Genomic DNA, 21,402 nt, shown 5'->3' on the forward strand with positions numbered 1-21,402 from the left:
CACAGCGCCAAGTTTCCGGCCGAACAAGAACGGACACCATCTTGCCGACTAGCCCCCGTCGTTTGGAGGTATTCAGGTCCATATGTGGCCCCTTCAGTTACGCCGCCGCGGGGTGCGACAGCTCTCGCATGTAACTGAAACGGAGCAAACGACGGGACTACCCCCCACATCCGAAGCGAGTGCACGGTTTCGCGACGTGCACTCTCGCGCCGCACCTACCTACCCCGTACGACCGGGACAGACCGAGCGACGACAAACATTAGGGCATACGCCCCACGACCGAACGGTCAATACAGCAGCGAGTTATTCCGATGCCTCAGAGACAAGCGTAGCAGAATTTTCGCAAAGAGCAACATTTTTTCGCCAATAGCGAAACATGAAGTTATCGAGTCGGCCCTACTCTGTCGCCTTTTCGCTCGCGCACATAGTGTTCTGTCATCGTTATCGACTGGTGCCCCAACTGTTTCTGCGCGGCGCGAATATCTCCAGACAATTCGGTTTTGTCGGTGCCCGCCTTTGCCCGCAAGTCTCTAAACTGAAAGAGTCCTTTCTCAATACCAGCCGCCTCACGAGCCGCATCGAAGCGAAATCTGAGCGCGTCAGCCCCCATACGCTCCCCTTTCTCATTGACAACCAGCGCCGAACTCGCCACTCGATAGCCGGTTTTCCGGGCCTGAATGCGCTTGATGACTTCGCCCAACTCACCTACGACCGATATCCGTAACTTCTTCCCACGCTTCCCTTGCACGACCCAAAGTTCGCCATCACGTATATCGCTCTCGTCGAATCGGAGCGTGTCGGCAGGCCGTTGACCGGTCAGATACGCGAGATCCATAGCGTCACGAGTCGGCTGATCAGCAAATTGCCATACCCGTTGAAACAACCCGTCCTCTACGTATACGTTGCGGCCGAATTCGCGGTGTTTCTTAATCCCAACGCAGGGATTTGCGCCATCAGTAAATCCTCGCTCCCGCGAAAAATTGAAAATATGCGAGAACAGCGCAATTTCTCGATTCGCACGAACGTGCCCTGCGCGCTCAGGCGCTTGTCGCCCATTCTCCGAGTACCACCGTTTCGCCTGCTCCATCCGCCAAGAAAGGTACTGCCGAACATGCACGGGTCGAATCTCATCGAGACGGGCAGGAGGATCGTCAAAAAAGCGGTACAGGAAATCCAATTCGAGCAGGTTGTCGCGTTGCGTGCGACGCGCCTTGCTTGGCAGGATCTCGCGTACATATCGTTCAGCAACATATCGAAACGTCACTAACTCAATATGTCTCGTCCGCCCTTCCGCCTCAAGCTCCGCCCACAGCCTCACCGCATCCACATAGTCGGCCCCGAGCGGGATCTCCTTCCTCGGCACACCACCGGTATCGTAGTAGTAATACACGTTTCCACTACGCTGTTTTCGCGCCCGCATTCTAGTGGGCAAATTGAGATTCTTCGTAGGGCGTCGTCCCATATCACTTCGCCAACGCCTTAGGCTGCCACGACGTTCGCACCACAATATCCTTCCCACCTTCTACCGCTGATCGAGTGACGACCGGCTTCCCCGCAGCGTTCACAAAGAATGCGATCCCCATTCTGCGCAAAGCATCGACTTGCTTTGACTTTACTTTTCTTCCGGTCAACACGGCCAGTTCTAGGGGAGAGAGGAATAAATCCATCACATCAGCTCTCCCGTGTAGCTAGCCAAAAAGTGCCCAGCTCCTGATTCCAAAATACTTGGCAGTGATCCAAGCTGGCACCCACCGCCTGCGCTGCCTCAAAAGCAATCACGATTGCCTTAGCCGGATCGTTACTTAAGATGTGATCAATCGGGTGCCGCTCGGGGACAGCGATGCCTCTGCTCGTCCAATAGCGCTTTTCGTTCATCTTGTGTTCTGCGAAGTCTTTTGTAAGGTACTTTCCGAGGTAAGCAGCCAGCTTGTGACGCAGCCCTCTTTGCCTAAAGGGGTTTCGCACATCGACGTTGCCGTTATCTGCGCCGACGATTGAGTGCCAGATGGAGCGCAAAACGCGATAGTTTTGTCTGCCCTTTACGGCAACGTGTAGATGCCATGCACCGCGTTTCTGGCGCTCGGAGACAGCTACGTATTGGAAATTTTGGAACTTACCTAAGCGGCGACGAAGGGCATCGAAATCCCGCTTCAGACGGTCACGGTCTTCCATGTTTTCCCGGTATGTCAAAGTGATCATTCGATCTGCGCCAATCGCCTTGCAGCGCAGTCGGACCTGTTGTTTGGCTCGCTTTGCGGCAGCGAGTTGGTTCTCTTCCGTATTCTCTGACTCGCCGCGCTTCGCTTTCGGCATCGCGTGCAGCCGCTGCGCCCCCATATACCGATCAAATCGCGTGGCGGTGACTTCGACTTGCCCGTCGCCGAAGTTGCGGCCTCGAATCAACCACTCTCGACGGAACGCTGCCCAGTCCGATATACTCGTTTCAAGCATGACAACTCCAGATTGTTGTGTGGCTATGCTAGCCCCGAACCGTTGCAGCGGCCGGGGCTTTTCTTTTTTCTGTGATGGTGTCGCGGTTACTGCTTGCGAGCATCTTCATCGGCTTGTACGTTAAGTGTTACTGATATAAATCTAAGCGCGCTTCGCGCGCCCGGCTGTCCTCGCTACCCGCTGCGGGCAGGCGGCCGCGCGAAGTGGCTGCCCGCGGCAAGCATCACGCACATGTTCGGCATGGGTTGCGCCGCCCTTTGGTCAGCACAACCCACTCCGAAGCGTGAGGTGGCGTAGCCTGTGTAAAGGCCAGGCCGCTCCGCGGTCGGCTGTGCCGAGCCTTGACACAGGCTCAGGCGACTGTTGCTGCGTTTCATGCCGGTGCGTCCCTGATAGCTCAGATTTTCGAGACCTGTAAGACCAGCACAATGTCAGAACGCGAGCGTCCAACCATTCGATCGTCCATGAAGGACGGCAACCACGAAATGCCGCTACGCACGTTCGAATCCTTGGCTGACGCAAGTCCGCCCATAACCACCACCTCCCCGTCGGACAGCGACATCGATGTTTCTGATTTCCGCGTGTTTTTCGTAGGAGAGCCGTTCACGCCTGTCGTTGTTTTTTGAAAATCTGAAATTTCGACCGTTACGTCAGTATCGATCACATCATCTTTCACGACCGGCAGCACGTCGAAGATGACTCCAGCGTCCTCGTATGTCACCGACTGAACAGGAGTTGCAGTCGATGTTGGATAGGACACGGATCCGATCACCGGAACCGACTGCCCGACGTTGAGTCGCCCCCGCTTACCCGAGGCGACGCGGAGATTCGGTGACGTAACGACGTGAAAACGAGCATCGGAATCCAGCGCCGAAATGGCCGCGTCTAAGAAGCCTGCCTTAATGCGCAACGCGTTCGTGTTTTGGTCCACCGTTCCCGTGCCGAGCGAAACCCCTAGACGCCCTCCGAGAATGCTTGCGGCCAGTTGAAAACCGGTGGTCTTGTCGCTTTCCGTCGAAACCTCATAGACCCAAGCACGAATCGCTACCTCACCAGCTTTTGTGTCCACTTGCGGAAACAAAGATTTCAACATGCCAATCTCTTTGGCCGTGCCAAGAAAAACCATCGTGTCAGAAGACTGATCGATCATTGCTGCGGCTGACGTGGGCGGTGCATCCGATCGAGCGCGTGAGCTGGCCGGAGCCGTAACGGAGCGATTCATCGTGAACTGACCTGAAAACAGAGGCTGCACCAGGCGAGCAAGATAATCGGCGGTACGGTACTTGGGCACGTACACGAATACCTGCTTATCCGGCTCCGTATGCTCATCATCCTTGCGTTTGAACACATAATCGACGCCGCTCTTCGTCAGCACGCCGAAGCCAAGCGAGCCGAGAAAATCCGCTAGGCTGTCACGGATGTCACCTTTCGTACGTTCGAACCGGAATGACACCACGCGCGTGTCGGCCAGCACTTCAGGGGCGATCACGTACTGACTTCGCAGCATGTCCGCATAGATCAGGTCAACCACTTGAGCGACGTTCACAAAACGCAGATCGACCGACTTAGCATTGCCCATCTTGAGCGGTGCAAGCGGTGGCGCCGCCAAAGGTATCAATGGCAACGTCGGCAACCCGCCGCCCATAAGCGGCTCCACAACCGGTAACCGAATCGGCGGCACAATCGCCCTGCCACCCGTCTCGACCGCGCCGCACCCGAACGACGCGGCGAGCATCAGAGCCGCAGCCCACTTCATTTACCACCCCCAAGGCCGACCGAAGACACCGCCCCGGCCTCCGGTTTAACACCCGAAAATGTCGACACCTGCTCGCCATCAATTGTGCCCACCTGCACCACCCCAGTGTTCTGAAACATCGACCGGCTTTCCATGCGCAAACGCCCGGTGCTATCAGCCACCACCACCCAAGCCACGCCCGGCCCGCTGTAATTTCCGGCGATCCGCCAATTTTCCGAAAACGATGGCTTGGAACGGCCGACACCGGTCTCAGAATGCGCCGCCGATGGCCCGCCCGGCACCGCCGAAGCCGCCACGGGCCCCGCAGCGGTCGCCGTCGTGCCATTCGCCGCGCGATGAAAGAACGACCACAGGAAGCGCACCGAGAGAACCGTCATCGCAACCAGGAACGCGAGCGTTAGCCACAGACGCTTGTTCGCCAGAACGTTCTGCCGCTTGTCGACCACAGCCTCATTCCCGCCGGCACCGGCGTAGCTCTTGTACAGTGGGAAGACGTCTTTGCTGTACTTCCGCACATACGTACCCACACGTGTCTTGTTGTTCTGCTTCCAGCCCTCGTACTGCTCCACCCGGTAGCCCGACGACAGGCCCAACGACTTGAGCTTGTGCATGCGAAACGACAGCTCCACCACCTCCTTCAACTTACGATGCAAGTCGCCAATGCCCTGGATCATCAACACAATGTCACAGGCCACCCCAGTTTGAGCGTGCGTAAAGTGTCGATGCATCCGGAAAAATGCCATATGTTCGTCGGGGATTTTCTTGTCCGCCGCCCACAGCTTCCACGCCTCATCCACGACCAACAGATCGCCCGGCTCGACAAATCCGGGCGTGACCGTCGCCCCTTCCGCCGACTCGTGCTCTACCGGAAAAAACGCGGATTTGCTCATGTCATCGGTACGCACATGGACCACCGACCCGAAACGCGCTCGCTCGCCCCGCCCCTTCGCTATGAGGTATTCGTGAATTCTGGCCTCGTTGATGCCGTCCACGTTGGTCACGACACGCCGTCCGCTAGCAATTGCGTCGAGCAATGGGCCCTGCACGACTTCATACGACTTTCCCGAACCCATCACGCCGCAATATGCATTGATCGCCATAGGTCATCCAATGATCGGCAAACGCCGGATGATGAAGCGCGTAACGTAGGCTGACACCACCAGCGGCGCGCCGAAACTGAATGCGCACAGGTCGAGGAAGTACCAGACATCGCTACCGATCGCACCGAACGCGCCCGCCAGCGATGCGGCTGTCGGAAGCACATGCATCGACTGAAGCAACGAAATGGCCTCCGTGACGAAGAAATACAGCGCGAAGTACAGAAAGAACTTCGCGACGACAGAGCGCAGCAAAAAGCCCAGCGCAACGTTGGCCGCTGACACCAGAATCGCGAACAATTCCCCCTCCCCTTATGCACGCAACACGATGAACATCGCCGCGAGCGTGAACATGGCGGCGAACACGGTATAGATGGCCGAACGGTTCGACTCGGCAAGGTCACACTGCGCAGTCATGGTGTACGAGTGACCGAGCACCGTGAACGACGGTTGTGGACAGACTGAGCTATGGCTGGGCACCGCCCACGTCTTTACATCCGGCAAAAGATTAAGCACAGGCGACAAAATCATCGAAATTGTCGGGGGCGATTCCAACATAGGCGACTGCACGCCAGGATCAGGACCGAGATCGACAGACACCTTGTTGACCACGTTGACGTTCGGCGTGTTGATCACATTAACGTTGCTACCCGGACTTGGATTGCCACTGGGATCAGTCGAGCCGGCACCTCCTGGCTGAACTGTAGGGCTAATCGTCACTGTCGATACGCCCGGATCGGAAGCCGGCCGGAAGAGGTCACTGACGTTGGGCATTGCGGAAGGATTTTCCTGTGCCCATGGCGCAACATCGGTCGCGGTAACGGGCTGGGTCACCGAGTACGGCAAACCCTGATACCCCGGTTGTGCAGCCGCCTGCTGCCACGTCTGGTTTACAAGCTGCGCAAGCGTGCCTGTCGTGAGGGGCTGGCTCAACGACGACGGCGAAAGGCTCTGATAGATCGTCGCAAGGTCTGTCCCACTGATTGGCAGAACACCCGGTCCTATCGCGTAATTGGTCAGCGGTGTCACCGTTGTCTTCGGTTGCCAAGTGCAGCTCGTCGCGTCGCACGTAAAGCGCAGACGACTCACCGTCTTCGTCAGCGTTTGACTGGTGCCGTCCGCATTCGGTACCCAGTACACACTAACGCTTTGAATCTGGTCGGCACCCGGACTATTTGACAGTCCACTATTCGCCACAAACGTCTCGTAATACTGTTCATACTGCTGGACTTGAGAAATCGTGTTGGGAATAAGCTCCAGGCTGCCCGCCACGAAGTCAAAATTTTTCTGACCTACCGCTGGCGCAGCAGGGAACGCCACGCATTGCGAATCCGACGGCATGCACGACACCGTGTGATATACGGGAATACCCACCGACGCTGCCCACGACCACGGATCGACCATATAGCCCCCACCAGGGTCAGCCGCAGGAACATTCACATAACCTGATCCGACGCCCTGCGGAACAGGCTGCTGGGCGGTCACTGTCTTGCCGTCGAACGAGCGAGACAGCGTGACATTACCCGCATATATGGCGGAGCCAGCGGCGAGAATTCCAACCCCCGCCGCAATCGTCAGCCAAACTGGTGCGCCCAAGAAACCAAGCCCCACAGCAGCCCCCGTACTCACCACGCTAAGCGCCGTCGATGCTTGGCTCATGCTGGTCAAAGTCGCCGCGATGCGCGGATCATTGGCCGCAAAACCCCGCGCAATCGCCACACGAGAAATAATGGCCGCCTGCGCCCGATTGATCACCAGGTTCTCAACCGGGGCAAGCAACGCCTGCGCCTGAGCCACCTGGGCCACCAAAACACAGCTCAGCGAAACGAACAGAACAACGTTCTTAATCCGCATCACGACTCCTTGAAACCGACGATCACCGCCCAGGCGCAGACCATCCCGAAGATGAACATCACCAGATACCACGCGCTATTCGAGTCCACGACGCCCCACCTCATTGAGCGAAAGCGGGGGCCGCAGCCCCCAAAAATGCACCTTCGCGTAGCCGGAGACTTACGCGCCTCGAACCATGCCGATCAAGATCTTCGCGCCCTTGATCCCGACATACACGGTGATGAGCGTTGCGGCCACAGCCAGTACGCCGGTTGTGACGGTTGAGAAGTCGATGCCACTCGTGAGCGCCGAAAAGTCCGGCGCGGTCGTCGCTGCGTGAGCCTCGACAGCCGACGCACCAGTCACGATCAGACCAGTGCGTGCCGCGATCTTCTTGAGTTGTTGCAGTTTTGCCTTCATCTTATGTAGTCCTGAAAAAGCGGCTTAACCCGCTAACAAAAATCAGGCGCGCCGCAAAAAGTTGACGATCGCGCCTGCACCATGACTCACCAGCCACAACGTAATGATGGTGGTGAAAGCCAACCCCCAAAAGCCAGCCGCCGCCGTGTAGTCGAATGGCTGGACAATCGAATCGATATACCCCGCGCTATCCGGCGAGAGTACGTAAGCCTGCTGCTGCTGAAGACGGAAGTGCTGTCCATCAGCGGGCGGACACACCTGTTGGTCGACGGTGCTCACTTGATCTGCGGATGAGGCGGGCACGCAGACAAGAGCAAACAGAGCGGTGCCGGCCGGCATGACAATTACGCTGCCTTCGCGTCGGCTTTTGGCTGAGGACGCGGGTTGCCATAAGGCACTAGAGATATGATTCGCGGCACTAGGCGGCCCGCATCACTCCCATTGCCTTGTGCAAGGGCGAACTCAGCGAGATAGTCGCCGGGCTGGCGGTCTGCGAGTGCATCAGGCAGGTTTATGACGCCTACAACGATGTTGGAATTGCCATCCGAGGACTGCTCCAAGATGCATTGGGCCTCGCGAATCGTGTAAGCTCGCCCCGTTTTTTGGCTCGTCCCGCTTCGGGTGTTGACGGAAAGAATTGTTAGTTTCTGTTTGCTCATGGTTATCTCGTTATATTAGGTGTACTACGTTTTATGGCCTGAGTAAGTGGGCGCTAAATTGGTAGAACTGGGGCATGTACACACCCGGTAGATTAGAATTCACATGAATCGGTACGGCATACTCTGATAATTTATCAGAGTATGCTGGAATTTATCCACCTCCTGCACCTTTGTCAAGGAGTAATACATGTCTAATCTGCGCGAGCGATTCGCAGACATCATCCGCATGAACACGAGTGAGACGCGGCGCTGGAAAGAGCTGGAGTCATTAACCGGTATCCCAGCAGCTAACTGGTTGGCCGCTGTACGTAACAAGCAACGACCAACTGCGGAAATGATCGAAGCATTGGCAAGAACTTGGCCGCAGTATGCGTACTGGATGGTGACCGGTACCTCGGATGCTCGATATGGCCATTTATGTGCCGACACATGGGCGGCACAGCAGGGGAAAGGGCGCGCGTTCTATCCTGAGACTGAAGCTAACGCGGGCGCGTCAACCGCGGCATACCTGGCCCTAAGCATCAAGCTTTACGCTGCCAGGTACGAATTCGCGCCATGCATTCCGCCCGAGCAGCATGCCGAATTGGAACTTCAGCACTTGAAGTTAGACCTCGAGCGCCTGTCCCAAATCGAAGCGGTCGCCCCGATGGACAAGGCAAGCTTGCAAGCAGTGATTGCAGCCAGGCGTGGACGAGTTAGCGACCAAGAGGATCTTGCCAACCCAGCGACTCTCAAAGACAGCTAACCGAAGGCAGGGACGATTCCATGGTGCGGTGGCGGACATGTGGTCGATGGCGCATGCAATTGCATCGACCGTCGCCATAATGAACAAGAGAATCTAGGGCAACCAACTGCAAGCAGCGGAATTCACTGCCGAAAAGCCCCACAGCCCACCAGCCACGTAGCGATTTTCGCGCCCGCGAAAATCTGCGAAACGACTGTCTTTTTCGAGTGTGCGTGTATGAGCGCATTTCGCTCCCGCACTAAACACCTCTCGCCCCACGGTAAGTCCGCGCATGGAGACCCGGTTCGGAATATTTGTTGGTGTAAAAATGCACAGCAAGGCAACGTGCGTGATGAAAAACTCGCAACGCGCTGATGGCAGATGCCGTGTCCAGAGGTGGTGCCATTGAGGCGGGTTTCTCAGATCATGGCCTCAAATGTCGGCGGCTAATGAGTCGCCGTCGATTCATTGAAGGGGAAGGCTACGGCGACGCGCCCATTGTGCAAATGCGGTCTCTGGTGGAGCGGGGCAGATCGAGAGTCGGGCAGCAGTCAATCCGTGAGTGTTGTCTGCGAACGCTAACGCAACCTCGGCGTAAGGCGGTCCTCCAGCGCTTGCAGCCGAGACAAATCCACCTTGCGTATCCAGAACGGCGTCAATAACGGTTGGTAGCCTGTTATCCACCCGTCCGGGTCCGGTCGGTTCATGTGCGCGTCAATCCGCAGCCAAGTTCCGGTCTCATTCGGGTCACTAAAAATCACGCATTCGATTACCTTGCGCGCCAGGGTGTAGATTTCTCCCCAGGTTTGAGCGTCAAGTAACACGTTGTCAATTCGACAACTTAGGCCAAGAGCAGACAAATATTGACGCGCCTCCTGCTCTTCGGATGACTTGCCAGCCATGGTGCACCTTTCGTAGTGGGGATGTGAGGCATTAAGGAAGCGTAACGCCTCGCTTCATCAATATGCTCTGCTCCTCAAGCACGTCTTCTTATATACGTGGAACGCCTTTGCGCCGCACCTAGTAGGCGGATATCTCGGTTAGCTTGAAGCTTTGCACGTTGCGCGCGACGAACGGCGCTTCGAACCGCCACCGCTCGCTCGGTCCGATATTCTGTCCATGCGCGATGGTATTGCCGACGATGTTCCCTTGTGCGTCGTACAGATTAAATTTGACAAACGCGTCCCTTACCAAGGCGTTCCCCGTATTCGTGGCGATGCCCACTATCGCTGGAAAACCATTCGCGCCGCTGATTACGTCCATGGCGGTCACGGAAATCGCGCTCGGACCAGTAGCGTTTTGTGCAACGGCGGATGCACAAGTGAGCGCGCACACAACTGCTGCAATCAGCTTCTTCAAGATTTCATCCTCTATAGATCGGTCGCTCAAACGTGTGCCGAACCAAAGCTCACACTTACCATTTGAGATATCGGCAGCGTTCCGTCCGTCTTGAGGTGGATGCGTTCTACAAACGAATGTCGACGTGACTTGGGATCTGCGTTTTTGATGATCCATTCGACCTTGCTTGCAGATCAAGTTATCACGTATCTGTTTGATTAATAAGAAATCGTCTGGTGCTTTGTAGTCATCGCAGACGCTTCCCTCGTCGCTCCAGTGATACCCAACACTCTTGCTCCTCAAAGCGCGCACAGGCCTTATAAAACGGATGTAGCTTCGCACTAAATTTGGCTTGTTTGCGGAGCAAGGGACGCAACAACCCTTTGATTTCACTATTTATTACGACAGAATCATAATCCGCAGGTCCGGGGTTCGAGTCCCTGATTCGCCACCAAATTAGGAACGGCTCCCAGCGATGGGGGCCGTTTTTATTTGTTCCGCAAATCGTTCACTTAGTTGGCATGACCAGCTTCCCTTTTGCGGTGCCGGACATACCGGCGCGTCATCGGTTCGTCGGCGTGGCCTAGCTGGTCTTTTGCCGCAGCCATCCCCGCGACCTCCTCTTTGTCAGTCCCCGCTTTCGCCCGTAGATCACGGAATTGGAACGTGTGAATTTCTGGCACCAGTTCGGCTCGGTTTCCCGCTATCGCCTTGGCGATCGCTGCCAACCTCGCCTTCTCGAATCGCCCGTCGAGCGTCGATTGCGTCAGCCGCCGACCGGATTCTTTGACGACAAGGGCCAGTGAGCGAACCTTTCCCGGGATGGTTGCCATGAAGCAAAAGACGACGAATCTTCTATACGGAAACCCAGAGGACGCGGATGTGGCAGCAGCATCCAGCAGAAAGTGATCCGGGCCGCCATCAAGGCTTGCGTGAAACTGGACGATTTCCTTCGATCCGACTGTGCCGACAAGCCATGCCTGACAAGGCGCCAGTCAATCAATCTTCGCGCTGCGCTCAAGGCCCTGCTGTACCTGCCGATAATGCACTCAAACGGCACTGGAAGAACACGATGAGTCACGAAGTAATGGATCTAGCTTGCAGTTCGCTTCAGGCCGCATTCCTGCGCCACGACGACAGTCTTGTACCGCCCGGACACCAGCCCGGCGAGGACGACCCCGCTGTTTATCGCACGCTGCTCGAGTCAACCCGAGCGATCCCCTGGAAGATTGACTGGGCGACGATGCAGTTCGCCTATATCGGCCCGCAGATCGAAGAACTGCTCGGCTACGCGCCGTCGACGTGGAAAACGGTCGAGGACTGGGCCGCACGCATGCATCCGGAGGACCGTGACGCCGTTGTGGAATTTTGCGTCGCGCAGTCGCAAGCGGGCACCGATCACGAGGCGGACTATCGCGCGCTTACCGCGGACGGCGGCTACGTGTGGATTCGCGACGTTGTCCACGTCGTTCGCAAAGAGAATGGTGACGTTGACGCGCTGATTGGCTTCATGTTCGACATCAGCGAACGCAAGCGCACCGAGGAACGGCTCGCGGAACTCCAGCGCGAACTCGAACGGCTCTCGTTATCCGACAGTTTGACCGGGGTCGGCAACCGCCGCATGTTCGACACGGTCGTTGCCCGCGAGTGGGCGAGCGCAGCGGCATCGGGCAAACCACTTTCGCTCGTGATGGTCGACATCGATTTCTTCAAGTCGTACAACGATTATTACGGTCACCTTCAAGGCGACGAGTGTCTGAAGCGCCTTGCGCGCGTGCTCGGCGAGGCAACCGGGCCGAACGCGTTCCTGGGCCGGTTTGGCGGCGAAGAATTCGTGCTTGTGCTCGCCGAAACCAACGCCGATGACGCCATGCGTGTCGCGGAGCGCTGCCGCATGCTGATCGCAGAGGAAGCCATCGCACATCTTCGCTCCCCGCACGGTCAGCGAGTCACGGCGAGCTTCGGTGTCGCCACCGTTGTGCCGACCGGAGGCATCGACGTCACAGCGTTTATCAATCTGGCAGATGCACAGCTCTATCAGGCAAAAGATCAGGGGCGCAACCGAATCGCGGCGGTGGACCGGGCAAGTATCGGCGGCGAAGGATTCAAGCTGCAGTCGCGCTGATCCGCGCTTTGAGACGCGACGATCCTTCTGGCGTATGGGCGTTTCACGAAGGTCGAGCGAAAGCCGCTTGATCGACGATCAGACCGTTGATTCCGTGGCGGATACAAAGTGGAGGTTCGCAAGGATTGCCTGACAGTTCCTGACGTCGTAGGGTGGAACCGTCGAAAACCCAACCCAGAAACGGCTGAGGACTGACCCAACCACGCGCGCGGCACAACTACGAGTGGCCCACAGCATAACGGGAAGCGCAAGCCCGGGTGACGGCCCGGAAGGCCGACGTGCGCCGAAAGATCGTGCTGGGCGCGCTGGTTTTCGTGGTCGATCCACACGCCAAATGGTGAGTACCATTGGCCGGCATCGAAATACAATCCTGGCCGGTCACCTCGATGTAATCGACTTTGAGCTCAGACGCCTTGAGCCGGCTTCGCACATCGTCAACAATGACCCGGCGTCATGTCAACGGAAAATCCAACGGTTTTTTTGCGGACCGGGGAGCTGACCGAAGAGAACCAACGCCTCGCGATAGGCGACCAACATGTTGTCCGCCGCAGCCACCGCGAAGCACATTATCATCGTGGCTCTCCAAGGCTCACCGGCACCGCCTCCCCCCGTCCAATCACGGCCGCGCAGCTCAGTGCAGCACGCGCGTCTGCTCCGACTTGCGGCGCGCCTTGGCGCGACGCGTCAACATGTTCAGCCCCTCCACGAACGCCGAGAATGCCATCGCCGCGTAGATGTAGCCCTTCGGCACATGCGTCCCGAAACCTTCCGCAATCAGCGTCATACCGATCACGAGCAGGAACCCCAGCGCCAGCATCACCACCGTCGGGTTCGCCGCGATGAAGCGAGAGAGCGGACCCGCCATGAACAACATCGCCGTCACGGCCGCGATCACCGCCACAAACATGATCGGGATGTGCTCCGTCATGCCCACCGCCGTCACGATGCTGTCGATCGAGAACACCAGATCCAGCACCAGAATCTGCATCACGGCAGCGCGCGCCGTGATCGTCGCCATCGTGCCCGCAGCCGTCGCATCGCCCCCATCCGCTGACGCCTCGTCCGTTGCCGACGCCACATGGTGATGCATCTCCTTCGTCGCCTTCCACACCAGGAACAGGCCACCCGCAATCAGAATCAAGTCGCGCCACGAGAAGCCGTGTCCGAACATCTCGAACAACGGCGTCGTCAGCTTGGCGATCCACGCCACCGTCCCGAGCAACCCCAGACGCATGATCAACGCCAGCCCGATCCCCATGCGCTGCGCTCTCGCACGCATCGACAACGGCAGTTTGTTCGTGAGGATGGAAATGAAGATCAGGTTGTCGATGCCAAGCACGACCTCCATGACCACCAACGTGACAAGCGCCGCCCACACCGCCGGGTCGGTCGCCAAAGCAAGCAGATAGTCCATATATGTGCGCCAGCGTTTCTGTTGGGTTATCGAAGTGTCCACCGCCCCGGGGGCCGCAGTCATCTCTTTTCGTTTTCCCACACGCAATGCAAGGTGCGGGCTCAGAACAGCATCATCCTCGAACTCAAGCTTCGTAAAAACCAGTTATATACTTCATAACAGTTCGGTTTTTCCGAAATCCACTCAATATGTTGAACTACCGACATCTTTACTATTTTTGGGTTGTCGTCAAGGAAGGGGGCTTCGCCCGTGCCGCGGAACGCCTCGACATGGCCGTGCAGACCATCAGCGCCCAGGTGCGCGAGCTCGAGAAGTCACTGGGCCACCAGTTGCTCAAGCCCGCCGGACGCGGCGTCGCAATGACAGACCCAGGCCAGGCAGCGTTTCGGCGCGCAGAGGAAATCTTTCGCCTCGGCCAGTCGATCCCCGATGACGTGCGCGAGGCCGCCAGCGGCCGCGTGGCAAGGCTAGCCATCGGGCTGGCCGACGGCATCTCCAAACTGGCTGCACACGCGATTCTCGCGCCAGTGCTCGACACGCCCTCGCTGCGCCTCGTCTGCCACGAAGGCGAGCACGAGCCATTGCTCGCCGAACTCGCGCTCCACAAGCTCGACCTGGTATTGGCAAGCCAACCCGCGCCCTACAACCCAACACTGCGACTCTCGAGCGAACGTCTGATCGCATCGCCGGTCGACTGGTACGGGCCGGCATCGCTCGTGCGACAGACCTCGCGAAGCACCTTTCCGCAATGCCTGACCGACCTGCCCGTCCTGCTGCCCACCGGCCATTCGGCGCTGCGCGCCCGGCTAGATCAATGGTTCGAGGGGCAAGGCATTCGCCCGAATATCGTCGGCGAATTCGAGGACAGCGCACTCATGGCCGTATTTGCCACGCGCGGCATGGGCGTCTTTGCGCTGAGCGAGGCAGGCGCAGGCGACGTCTCGCTGCTGCGCGGCCTGCGCTGGCTGGGCCGCCCGGCCGAGGTCTTCGAGGACATCCACGCCATTCGCTCGCGACGCGGCGAAGGCCATCCGCTCGTGGCGAAAATCATCCGCGACATCGGTCCGACCACCGGTTCTGCTATAAAAACGACTGGCGAGCCGCCTGTGCCGCCGTCTTCTGCGAGGAAACCTCATGTCGAGTCGTAGCGACCAGCGCAAGTTCTTCCACCTCATGCTGTTCGCCGTGACGATCGGGTTCGGATGGATTCTGTTCCCGCTGTTCGGCGCCGTGTTCTGGGGGACGATTCTCGCCGTGCTCTTCCAGCCGGTGCAGCGCCGCATCCTCGCCCGCCTGCGCGGCCGGCCGAATCTGGCCGCCCTCACCACGCTGGCGCTGATCCTGGTCATCGTGATCCTGCCGCTCACCCTCGTCGTCGGCATGCTGACACAGGAAATCAGCACGGCGCTCGTGCGCTTCCGGACCGATCTGCCACAACTCACGGTAGCGTTCCAGCAATTGCTCGACCGCCTGCCCGCAAGCGTCCATCGGGTGATGGACCTGGCCGGCGTGCAGGACGTCAACGCCATCCAGCAAAAGCTTGGCGACGGTGCCGCGCAAATCGGCCGCCTGGTGGCAGTCTATCTGGTCAGCATCGGCCAGAATACGGCGCAACTGCTCGTGAGTTTCGCCGTGATGCTCTACCTGCTGTTCTTTTTGCTACGCGACGGCACGGCGCTCGGCGTGATGGTGCGCCGCGCCCTGCCCCTCGACGAGCGTCACAAGACCCAACTGATCCGGCAGTTCACCACGGTCGTGCGTGCCACAGTCAAGGGCAACATCGCCGTGGCTGTGGCGCAAGGCGTGCTCGGCGGCTTCATCTTCGCGGTGCTCGGCATCCAGGGCTTTGTGCTCGCGGCCGTAGTGATGGCGTTCCTGTCGCTGCTGCCCGCCGTGGGCGCCGCCGTGGTGTGGGTGCCCGTGGGAACGTGGCTGCTGCTCTCCGGGGCAATCTGGAAGGGCGTGGTGTTGTTTGCGTTCTGCGGCACAATCGTGAGCCTGGTCGACAACGTGCTGCGTCCGATTCTCGTGGGCAAGGACACAAAGCTGCCCGACTGGGTCGTGCTGATCGCCACCCTCGGCGGCATGTCGCTCTTCGGCCTGACGGGCTTCGTCATCGGTCCGCTCGTCGCCGCCCTGTTCATCTCGATCTGGAACATCTACACGCGCCTGCGCGACGATGAGAGTGATCAGGCCGACGCCGGGTGATATCGCCTGGCGTGCATCGGCCTCAACGAATTCCGACGCATTCCGATGGGTTACGAGGGATCGCCATGGATCTCGATGGATCTTGCCAATCCCCGCGTCATGTCCAACCGACGCCGCCCCATCGGAACGGCGTCAATGCCCGCGGACGCTACCGAGCCGCTTGCGCGCCCCGCACCAGGGTGGCGAGATCGGCCCCCACCTGCGCCATCACGCCATCCCAGTCGCCGCGTTGCGACTGGCGGTGAAGCGTGAGCGACGGGTACCAGTCGCTGTCCCGACGCGACAACTGCCAGCGCCAGTCCGGCGTGAAGCCGACGAGCCCCCAGACCGGCTTGCCCAGCGCCCCGGCCAAGTGCAGCGCCGCCGTGTCCACCGCAATCACGAGGTCCATCTGCGCCATCACGGCCGCCGTCTCGGCAAAATCGCTGAGCTTCGCCCCGATGTCATGCACGTTGCCATACCGGGCCAGCTCGGCTCGCTCGTCGTCGGTCGCATCGACCTGCAACGCGTAGAAGTGCGCGTCGGCACCGAAGACCGGCGCCCAATGCGCCAGCCCCACGTCGCGTTGCGCGGGAGCCGAAGGCATTGGCCCCGCGCGCCACACGAAGCCCACCCGCATTGCGCCTTCCGGCTTCTTGCCGAGCATCGAGCGCCATATCATTTCGCGTCCGGCGCTCGACCGCAGGTAGGGCAACGGTGTCGCGACATCGCCCCCCACTTTCAGTAAATGCGGCAGGCTGAGCAGCGGCAGCTGCCAGTCGAACGACGGCACCGGCATATGGTCGCCAAGCACCGTCACCCCGCGTGCAAAGCCGCCCAGCAGCGTGACGAGCGGCGCCTGCACCGACAGCACCACGTGTGCCCCCATCGCGACCAGCCGCGGTACGAACCGCACGAACTGCAACGTATTGCCCAAGCCCGGCTCGCTATGGACGAACACTGTCTTGCCGGCAAGCGGCGTGCGGCCGTCCCAGAGCCGGTCGCTGAAGCGCCGCCGCTGACCGCTGTCCTGCCAGCGCCACTCATAGTCATGCCAGCCGTGCTCGAAGTCGCCCAGCAGCAGATTCGTCTGCGCCCGGTTGGTGCGCGCCCCGGCATGCTCCGGGGCGAGCCTCACGGCCTCGCGCAGACATTGCAGCGCCTCGGCGAACGCATGCTGCTCGCGCAGCGCCACGCCAAGATTCACCAACGGATCGGGCTGCTGAGGGGCGATGGCGATGGCCAGCCGATACGCGTCTATCTCTTCATCGTAGCGGCCCAGCGCTCCCAGCGCGCGGCCACGGTTGAAATGCGCCTGCCACAACGCCGGAGCCTTGGCCGACGTGCGCTCGAACCAAACGAGCGCACGCGCGTTGTCACCCGCCTGCGCCCAGGTCAGTCCAACGGTATGCATCGTGCCGATGACGTCAGGCGACTGCTGCACCGTGGCTTCGAACAGCGCCTCGGCACGCATCTGGCGGCCGGCCTGCAGGCTGGCCATCGCGGCGTCGAAACTCGCCTGCGCGCCGGGCTGCGGCACGAGCGCCATCAGGCGGTCAAAGGCATCAGCGGCCGACTCGAAAGCGTTCGTGCGCAGCGAGACGTAGGCGAGCCCTTCGAGGGCGGGCAGAAATTCAGGGGATTGTTTCAGTACTTGGCGCAACTCGGCAATCGCCTCGTCGAGCCGGCCGGCGGCACTCAGTTGTCGTGCACGCTCGCAACGCGCGTCTAATGGCGTCGTCATGCGGCGCATCCTTGCTTGTCTGGGAATGAGAGGGGGACGGGCCGGCAAGCCGCACGACAACCGGAGCGCAAGGCGCCACCGGCCACTGGCGCCGTGGCCCGATCGAGCGGTGCACACTACACGACCGCACGGCGCGAAGCAAGCCGCGGAGATTGGTCTGCGCCACGCTCATAAAGTTCACCGCTTTTCAGCCACATACAACGGCTGATCACTAGTTATCTGCGCTTACCCCCTTGCCATCACCTCCCACCCGACCCTGCCCCTCGTTTGCCCGCGCATGCCACCGCGACATCCCCCTCAGGGTGCCGCGCCACCTTGGCACGAACGGCCCCGCCCGCCCCTCGAGTATCATCTGTCGAAACCCGGCCTTCCCGCAGTGCAACATAAAAACCACATTCGCCCTTGGAAGATCCGGTTTGCCAGTCTGTGACACGCGCTTTAACATCTTTTTACCGGGCAATCTGGTAGCATCCGCTGCCGTCCCTGCGCGCGTGCCACGTCGCTGCCGCGCGGCATGCCGGCGCCGAATCCTGTTATCCGTCCGACCCCTCATCCTCACGAGGTCCTGATGACGCGCGTAGCCCGTCCGTTCATCCCCGCCACTGCGCGACGCCTGCTGCCCAACCGCTGGGACTTCATTGCCTTCCCGCTCATCATCGGTTTCCTGATGGTCAGCTCGTCGGGCATTCGCCAGACCTGGGCCCCGCTGGCCAACCTGCAGACCGAAGTCATCTCGCTCGACCCGGCCAACCTGCCCGAGTACGCGTTGCGCACCACGCTGCGCATGCTCGCGGCAATGGTTGCCTCGCTCGTCTTCACGCTCGTCTACGGCACGCTCGCCGCCAAAAGCCGCCGGGCCGAAAAGCTGCTGGTGCCGATGCTCGACATCCTGCAGTCGGTGCCGGTGCTGGGCTACATCTCCTTTACCGTCACGTTCTTCCTCGCCCTGTTCCCGGGACGCGTGCTCGGCGCCGAATGCGCCGCCATCTTCGCGATCTTCACAAGCCAGGCGTGGAACATGACGTTTTCGTTCTACCAGTCGATGCGCACCCAGCCGCGCGACCTGTCGGAAGTGGCCGTAAACCTGCGCCTCTCGCCGTGGCAGCGCTTCTGGAAACTCGACGTGCCCTACTCGATGCCGGGTCTCATCTGGAACATGATGATGAGCATGTCGGGCGGCTGGTTCTTCGTGGTGGCGTCCGAGGCGATCACCGTGGGCGACAAGACGGTCACGCTGCCGGGCATCGGCGCGTATCTCGCCACGGCCATCGTCCAGCGTGACCTGCACGCCGTGGGCTGGGTGATTCTGGCGATGGTCGTGGTCATCGTCATCTACGACCAGTTCCTGTTCCGGCCGATGGTCGCGTGGTCCGACAAATTCCGCCTGGAAGACACGGTCTCGCAGTCCGCCCCCGAGTCCTGGGTGCTCAACGTCATTCAGCGCACCCGAGCCATTCAGTTCCTGCTCCGTCCGTTCGGCAAGTTGCTGCGTACGCTCGCACGGACGCGCATGCCGCTCTCGCTGCCCGCCGCGATCCACTCCGAATCGAAAACGCCGCTCTCGCGCGTGATCGACTGGCTGTGGGCCGCGCTACTGGTGGTGATGGGCGCGAGCGCCGCCTGGAAGATCTGCGCCTTCGTGCTGACCGAAGTCGGCGCCGCCGAAGTGCTGCGTGTGTTCGGCCTGGGCCTGATCACGCTGGTTCGCGTGGTGGTGCTCATTGCCATCGCGTCGGTGGTGTGGGTGCCGCTGGGCGTGCTGATCGGGTTGCGGCCGAAGCTGGCCGAGCGCATTCAGCCGATTGCCCAGTTCCTCGCCGCATTCCCGGCCAACCTGTTGTTCCCGATCTTCGTGGTGGCGATCGTCCATTTCCACGCCAATCCGGACATCTGGCTCTCGCCGCTGATTGTGCTGGGCACGCAGTGGTACATCCTGTTCAACGTCATCGCCGGTGCGACGGCATTCCCCAACGACTTCAAGGAAGCCGCCACCAACTTCCGCATTCGCGGCTGGCAGTGGTGGCGCCAGATCATGCTGCCGGGCATCTTCCCCTATTACGTGACAGGCGCGATTACCGCGTCGGGCGGCGCGTGGAACGCGTCCATCGTCTCCGAATACGTGCAGTGGGGTAACGATAAGGTTGCCGCGCACGGGTTGGGGGCCTATATCGCCCAGATGACCGAGGCGGGCGACTATCCGCGCATTTTGCTGGGCATCGCCGTGATGGCGCTGTTCGTCGTATTGTTCAACCGCTTGCTGTGGCGTCCGATGTATGCCATCGCCGAAAACAAGCTTCGCCTGAATTGAAGGGACCGTGATGCCGAACGATACCCAAACGATTGTCGGAAAAGAGATCTTCTCGCTCGCCAATGTCAGCCGCGGCTTCCGCAAGGGCAGCGACGAGCGCCAGGTGCTCGACGGGGTGAATCTGCAACTGCACGAAGGCGAAATCGTCGGCCTGCTTGGCCGTTCGGGCTCGGGCAAGTCGACGCTGCTGCGCATCATCGCCGGGCTGATTCAACCGAGCGCGGGCGACATCCGCTATCTCAGCCAACCGCTCGAAGGCCCCCCCGAAGGGGTAGCGATGGTGTTCCAGACCTTCGCGCTGTTTCCGTGGCTGACCGTGCTGCAGAACGTGGAAGCCGGGCTGGAAGCGCTTGGCGTCGAGCCGAAGGAACGTCGCCGCCGTGCCCTCGCCGCCATCGACCTGATCGGGCTGGACGGCTTCGAGAACGCCTACCCGCGCGAACTCTCGGGCGGCATGCGCCAGCGCGTGGGCTTTGCCCGTGCGCTCGTGGTCAATCCGACGCTGCTGCTCATGGACGAGCCGTTCTCCGCGCTCGACGTCCTCACGGCAGAGACGCTGCGTACCGACCTGCTCGATCTGTGGAGCCAGCGGCAGTTGCCGATCAAGTCGATCCTGATCGTCACGCACAACATTGAAGAAGCCGTGTTCATGTGCGACCGGATTCTGGTGCTGTCGTCGAATCCCGGCCGCGTAGTGGCCGAGATCAAGGTGCCGTTCCCGCATCGACGCAACCGTCTCGATCCGGCCTTCCGCAAGATGGTCGACGATATCTATGCACTGATGACGTCGCGTCGCAACGCGCACACCACGCAGAAGATGGCGCTGGAGCTCTCGAGCCCGCTGCACGAAGTGTCGACCAACCTGATGGCCGGTCTGCTCGAAGCGCTGGCCGGCCCGCCCTACAACGGTCGCGCCGACTTGCCGGAAATCGCGCAGACGCTGCTGCTCGAAGTCGACGACCTCTTCCCCGTGGCCGAAATCCTCGACCAGTTGGGCTTCGCGGAACTCAAGGAAGGCGACATTCTGCTGACCGTCGCGGGCAAGCGTTTCGTGGACGTGAGTACACAGGAGCGCAAGGTGCTGTTCGCCGAACATCTGCTGCGCCACGTGCCGCTCGCGGCGAAGATCCGCGCCGTGCTGCAAGAGCGTCGCGGGCAACGGGCGCCGCGCGTGCGTTTCGAGCAGGAGCTGGAAGATTCGATGTCGGACGATCTCGCACAGGAAACGCTCGACACCGCCATCAACTGGGGACGCTACGCCGAGATCTTCTCGTACAACGACCACACCGAGACGTTCAGTCTCGAGGACGTGGAAGGCGCGACCTGACCGCCATGCGCCGAAGTTC

Annotated in this window: 21 protein-coding genes; 6 read left to right on the top strand and 15 right to left on the bottom strand. The window is 60.1% G+C overall.

Features of this window, described 5'->3' with window-relative positions; translation table 11 throughout:
* Positions 1–382: 382 nt before the first annotated feature.
* The 10 genes from PEP31012_RS03175 to PEP31012_RS03220 all read right to left on the bottom strand — a co-directional run bounded on the left by PEP31012_RS03175 (position 383) and on the right by PEP31012_RS03220 (position 8,216).
* Positions 383–1,390 (bottom strand): tyrosine-type recombinase/integrase, encoded by a 1,008-nt coding sequence (locus PEP31012_RS03175; protein ID WP_343039877.1) that lies wholly within the window; start codon positions 1,388–1,390, stop codon positions 383–385.
* Positions 1,391–1,463: 73 nt separating this feature from the next.
* Positions 1,464–1,667, bottom strand: coding sequence for a DUF4224 domain-containing protein (locus PEP31012_RS03180; protein WP_150587860.1), 204 nt, complete (start codon positions 1,665–1,667; stop codon positions 1,464–1,466).
* Positions 1,668–1,671: 4 nt separating this feature from the next.
* Positions 1,672–2,451: a rolling circle replication-associated protein gene (locus PEP31012_RS03185; RefSeq protein ID WP_150587861.1), complete on the bottom strand. Its 780-nt coding sequence runs from the start codon at positions 2,449–2,451 to the stop codon at positions 1,672–1,674.
* 397 nt (positions 2,452–2,848) lie between these two features.
* Positions 2,849–4,207, bottom strand: a complete 1,359-nt coding sequence (locus PEP31012_RS03190) for a type II secretion system protein GspD (RefSeq protein ID WP_150587862.1) — start codon at positions 4,205–4,207, stop codon at positions 2,849–2,851.
* Positions 4,204–5,307, bottom strand: coding sequence for a zonular occludens toxin domain-containing protein (locus PEP31012_RS03195; RefSeq protein ID WP_150587863.1), 1,104 nt, complete (start codon positions 5,305–5,307; stop codon positions 4,204–4,206). Before PEP31012_RS03195 ends, PEP31012_RS03190 begins: the two co-directional genes overlap by 4 nt.
* A 3-nt stretch (positions 5,308–5,310) precedes the next feature.
* Positions 5,311–5,604: a DUF2523 family protein gene (locus PEP31012_RS03200; RefSeq protein WP_150587864.1), complete on the bottom strand. Its 294-nt coding sequence runs from the start codon at positions 5,602–5,604 to the stop codon at positions 5,311–5,313.
* Positions 5,605–5,616: 12 nt separating this feature from the next.
* On the bottom strand, positions 5,617–7,158 hold the full coding sequence (locus PEP31012_RS03205; protein WP_150587865.1) for a hypothetical protein: 1,542 nt from the start codon (positions 7,156–7,158) through the stop codon (positions 5,617–5,619).
* Between the two features lie 159 nt (positions 7,159–7,317).
* Positions 7,318–7,557, bottom strand: a complete 240-nt coding sequence (locus PEP31012_RS03210) for a major capsid protein (protein WP_150587866.1) — start codon at positions 7,555–7,557, stop codon at positions 7,318–7,320.
* Between the two features lie 42 nt (positions 7,558–7,599).
* Positions 7,600–7,836: a hypothetical protein gene (locus tag PEP31012_RS03215; RefSeq protein ID WP_246171114.1), complete on the bottom strand. Its 237-nt coding sequence runs from the start codon at positions 7,834–7,836 to the stop codon at positions 7,600–7,602.
* Positions 7,837–7,901: 65 nt separating this feature from the next.
* Positions 7,902–8,216 carry a cellulose synthase gene (locus PEP31012_RS03220; RefSeq protein ID WP_150587867.1) on the bottom strand — a complete coding sequence of 105 codons (315 nt, stop codon included), beginning with the start codon at positions 8,214–8,216 and terminating at the stop codon, positions 7,902–7,904.
* 187 nt (positions 8,217–8,403) lie between these two features.
* Here PEP31012_RS03220 and PEP31012_RS03225 point away from each other — a divergent pair, with 187 nt between their 5' ends.
* The gene (locus PEP31012_RS03225; protein WP_150587868.1) at positions 8,404–8,961 is read left to right on the top strand and encodes a hypothetical protein; all 558 of its coding nucleotides are present in this window, start codon (positions 8,404–8,406) and stop codon (positions 8,959–8,961) included.
* 557 nt (positions 8,962–9,518) lie between these two features.
* Here the strand turns inward: PEP31012_RS03225 and PEP31012_RS03230 are convergent.
* The 3 genes from PEP31012_RS03230 to PEP31012_RS03240 form a co-directional block, all read right to left on the bottom strand.
* Positions 9,519–9,842, bottom strand: a complete 324-nt coding sequence (locus PEP31012_RS03230) for a hypothetical protein (protein ID WP_150587869.1) — start codon at positions 9,840–9,842, stop codon at positions 9,519–9,521.
* 118 nt (positions 9,843–9,960) lie between these two features.
* Entirely contained in the window at positions 9,961–10,299 is a 339-nt protein-coding gene (locus PEP31012_RS03235) for an FxLYD domain-containing protein (RefSeq protein ID WP_150587870.1), read from the bottom strand.
* A gap of 491 nt (positions 10,300–10,790) precedes the next feature.
* On the bottom strand, positions 10,791–11,111 hold the full coding sequence (locus tag PEP31012_RS03240; protein ID WP_217427100.1) for a site-specific integrase: 321 nt from the start codon (positions 11,109–11,111) through the stop codon (positions 10,791–10,793).
* A gap of 239 nt (positions 11,112–11,350) precedes the next feature.
* Here PEP31012_RS03240 and PEP31012_RS03245 point away from each other — a divergent pair, with 239 nt between their 5' ends.
* Entirely contained in the window at positions 11,351–12,403 is a 1,053-nt protein-coding gene (locus PEP31012_RS03245; RefSeq protein ID WP_150588069.1) for a GGDEF domain-containing protein, read from the top strand.
* 631 nt (positions 12,404–13,034) lie between these two features.
* On the opposite strand, the gene PEP31012_RS03250 is transcribed toward PEP31012_RS03245, so the two are convergent.
* The gene (locus PEP31012_RS03250; RefSeq protein WP_150587871.1) at positions 13,035–13,817 is read right to left on the bottom strand and encodes a TerC family protein; all 783 of its coding nucleotides are present in this window, start codon (positions 13,815–13,817) and stop codon (positions 13,035–13,037) included.
* 188 nt (positions 13,818–14,005) lie between these two features.
* Between PEP31012_RS03250 and PEP31012_RS03255 the strand changes: the two genes are divergently transcribed.
* Together PEP31012_RS03255 and PEP31012_RS03260 are read left to right on the top strand one after the other, a co-directional pair.
* Positions 14,006–14,965: a LysR family transcriptional regulator gene (locus PEP31012_RS03255; RefSeq protein WP_150587872.1), complete on the top strand. Its 960-nt coding sequence runs from the start codon at positions 14,006–14,008 to the stop codon at positions 14,963–14,965.
* Positions 14,952–16,025, top strand: a complete 1,074-nt coding sequence (locus tag PEP31012_RS03260) for an AI-2E family transporter (RefSeq protein ID WP_150587873.1) — start codon at positions 14,952–14,954, stop codon at positions 16,023–16,025. The genes PEP31012_RS03255 and PEP31012_RS03260 overlap by 14 nt, the downstream gene beginning before the upstream one ends.
* A gap of 148 nt (positions 16,026–16,173) precedes the next feature.
* On the opposite strand, the gene PEP31012_RS03265 is transcribed toward PEP31012_RS03260, so the two are convergent.
* Positions 16,174–17,748 carry a tetratricopeptide repeat protein gene (locus PEP31012_RS03265; protein WP_174978086.1) on the bottom strand — a complete coding sequence of 525 codons (1,575 nt, stop codon included), beginning with the start codon at positions 17,746–17,748 and terminating at the stop codon, positions 16,174–16,176.
* Between the two features lie 568 nt (positions 17,749–18,316).
* Here PEP31012_RS03265 and PEP31012_RS03270 point away from each other — a divergent pair.
* Together PEP31012_RS03270 and PEP31012_RS03275 are read left to right on the top strand one after the other, a co-directional pair.
* Positions 18,317–20,056 carry an ABC transporter permease gene (locus PEP31012_RS03270; RefSeq protein ID WP_150587875.1) on the top strand — a complete coding sequence of 580 codons (1,740 nt, stop codon included), beginning with the start codon at positions 18,317–18,319 and terminating at the stop codon, positions 20,054–20,056.
* A gap of 10 nt (positions 20,057–20,066) precedes the next feature.
* Positions 20,067–21,383, top strand: coding sequence for an ABC transporter ATP-binding protein (locus tag PEP31012_RS03275; protein ID WP_150587876.1), 1,317 nt, complete (start codon positions 20,067–20,069; stop codon positions 21,381–21,383).
* Positions 21,384–21,402 lie beyond the last annotated feature (19 nt).

This window comes from Pandoraea eparura (assembly GCF_902459725.1).
GTDB classification, from domain to species: domain Bacteria; phylum Pseudomonadota; class Gammaproteobacteria; order Burkholderiales; family Burkholderiaceae; genus Pandoraea; species Pandoraea eparura.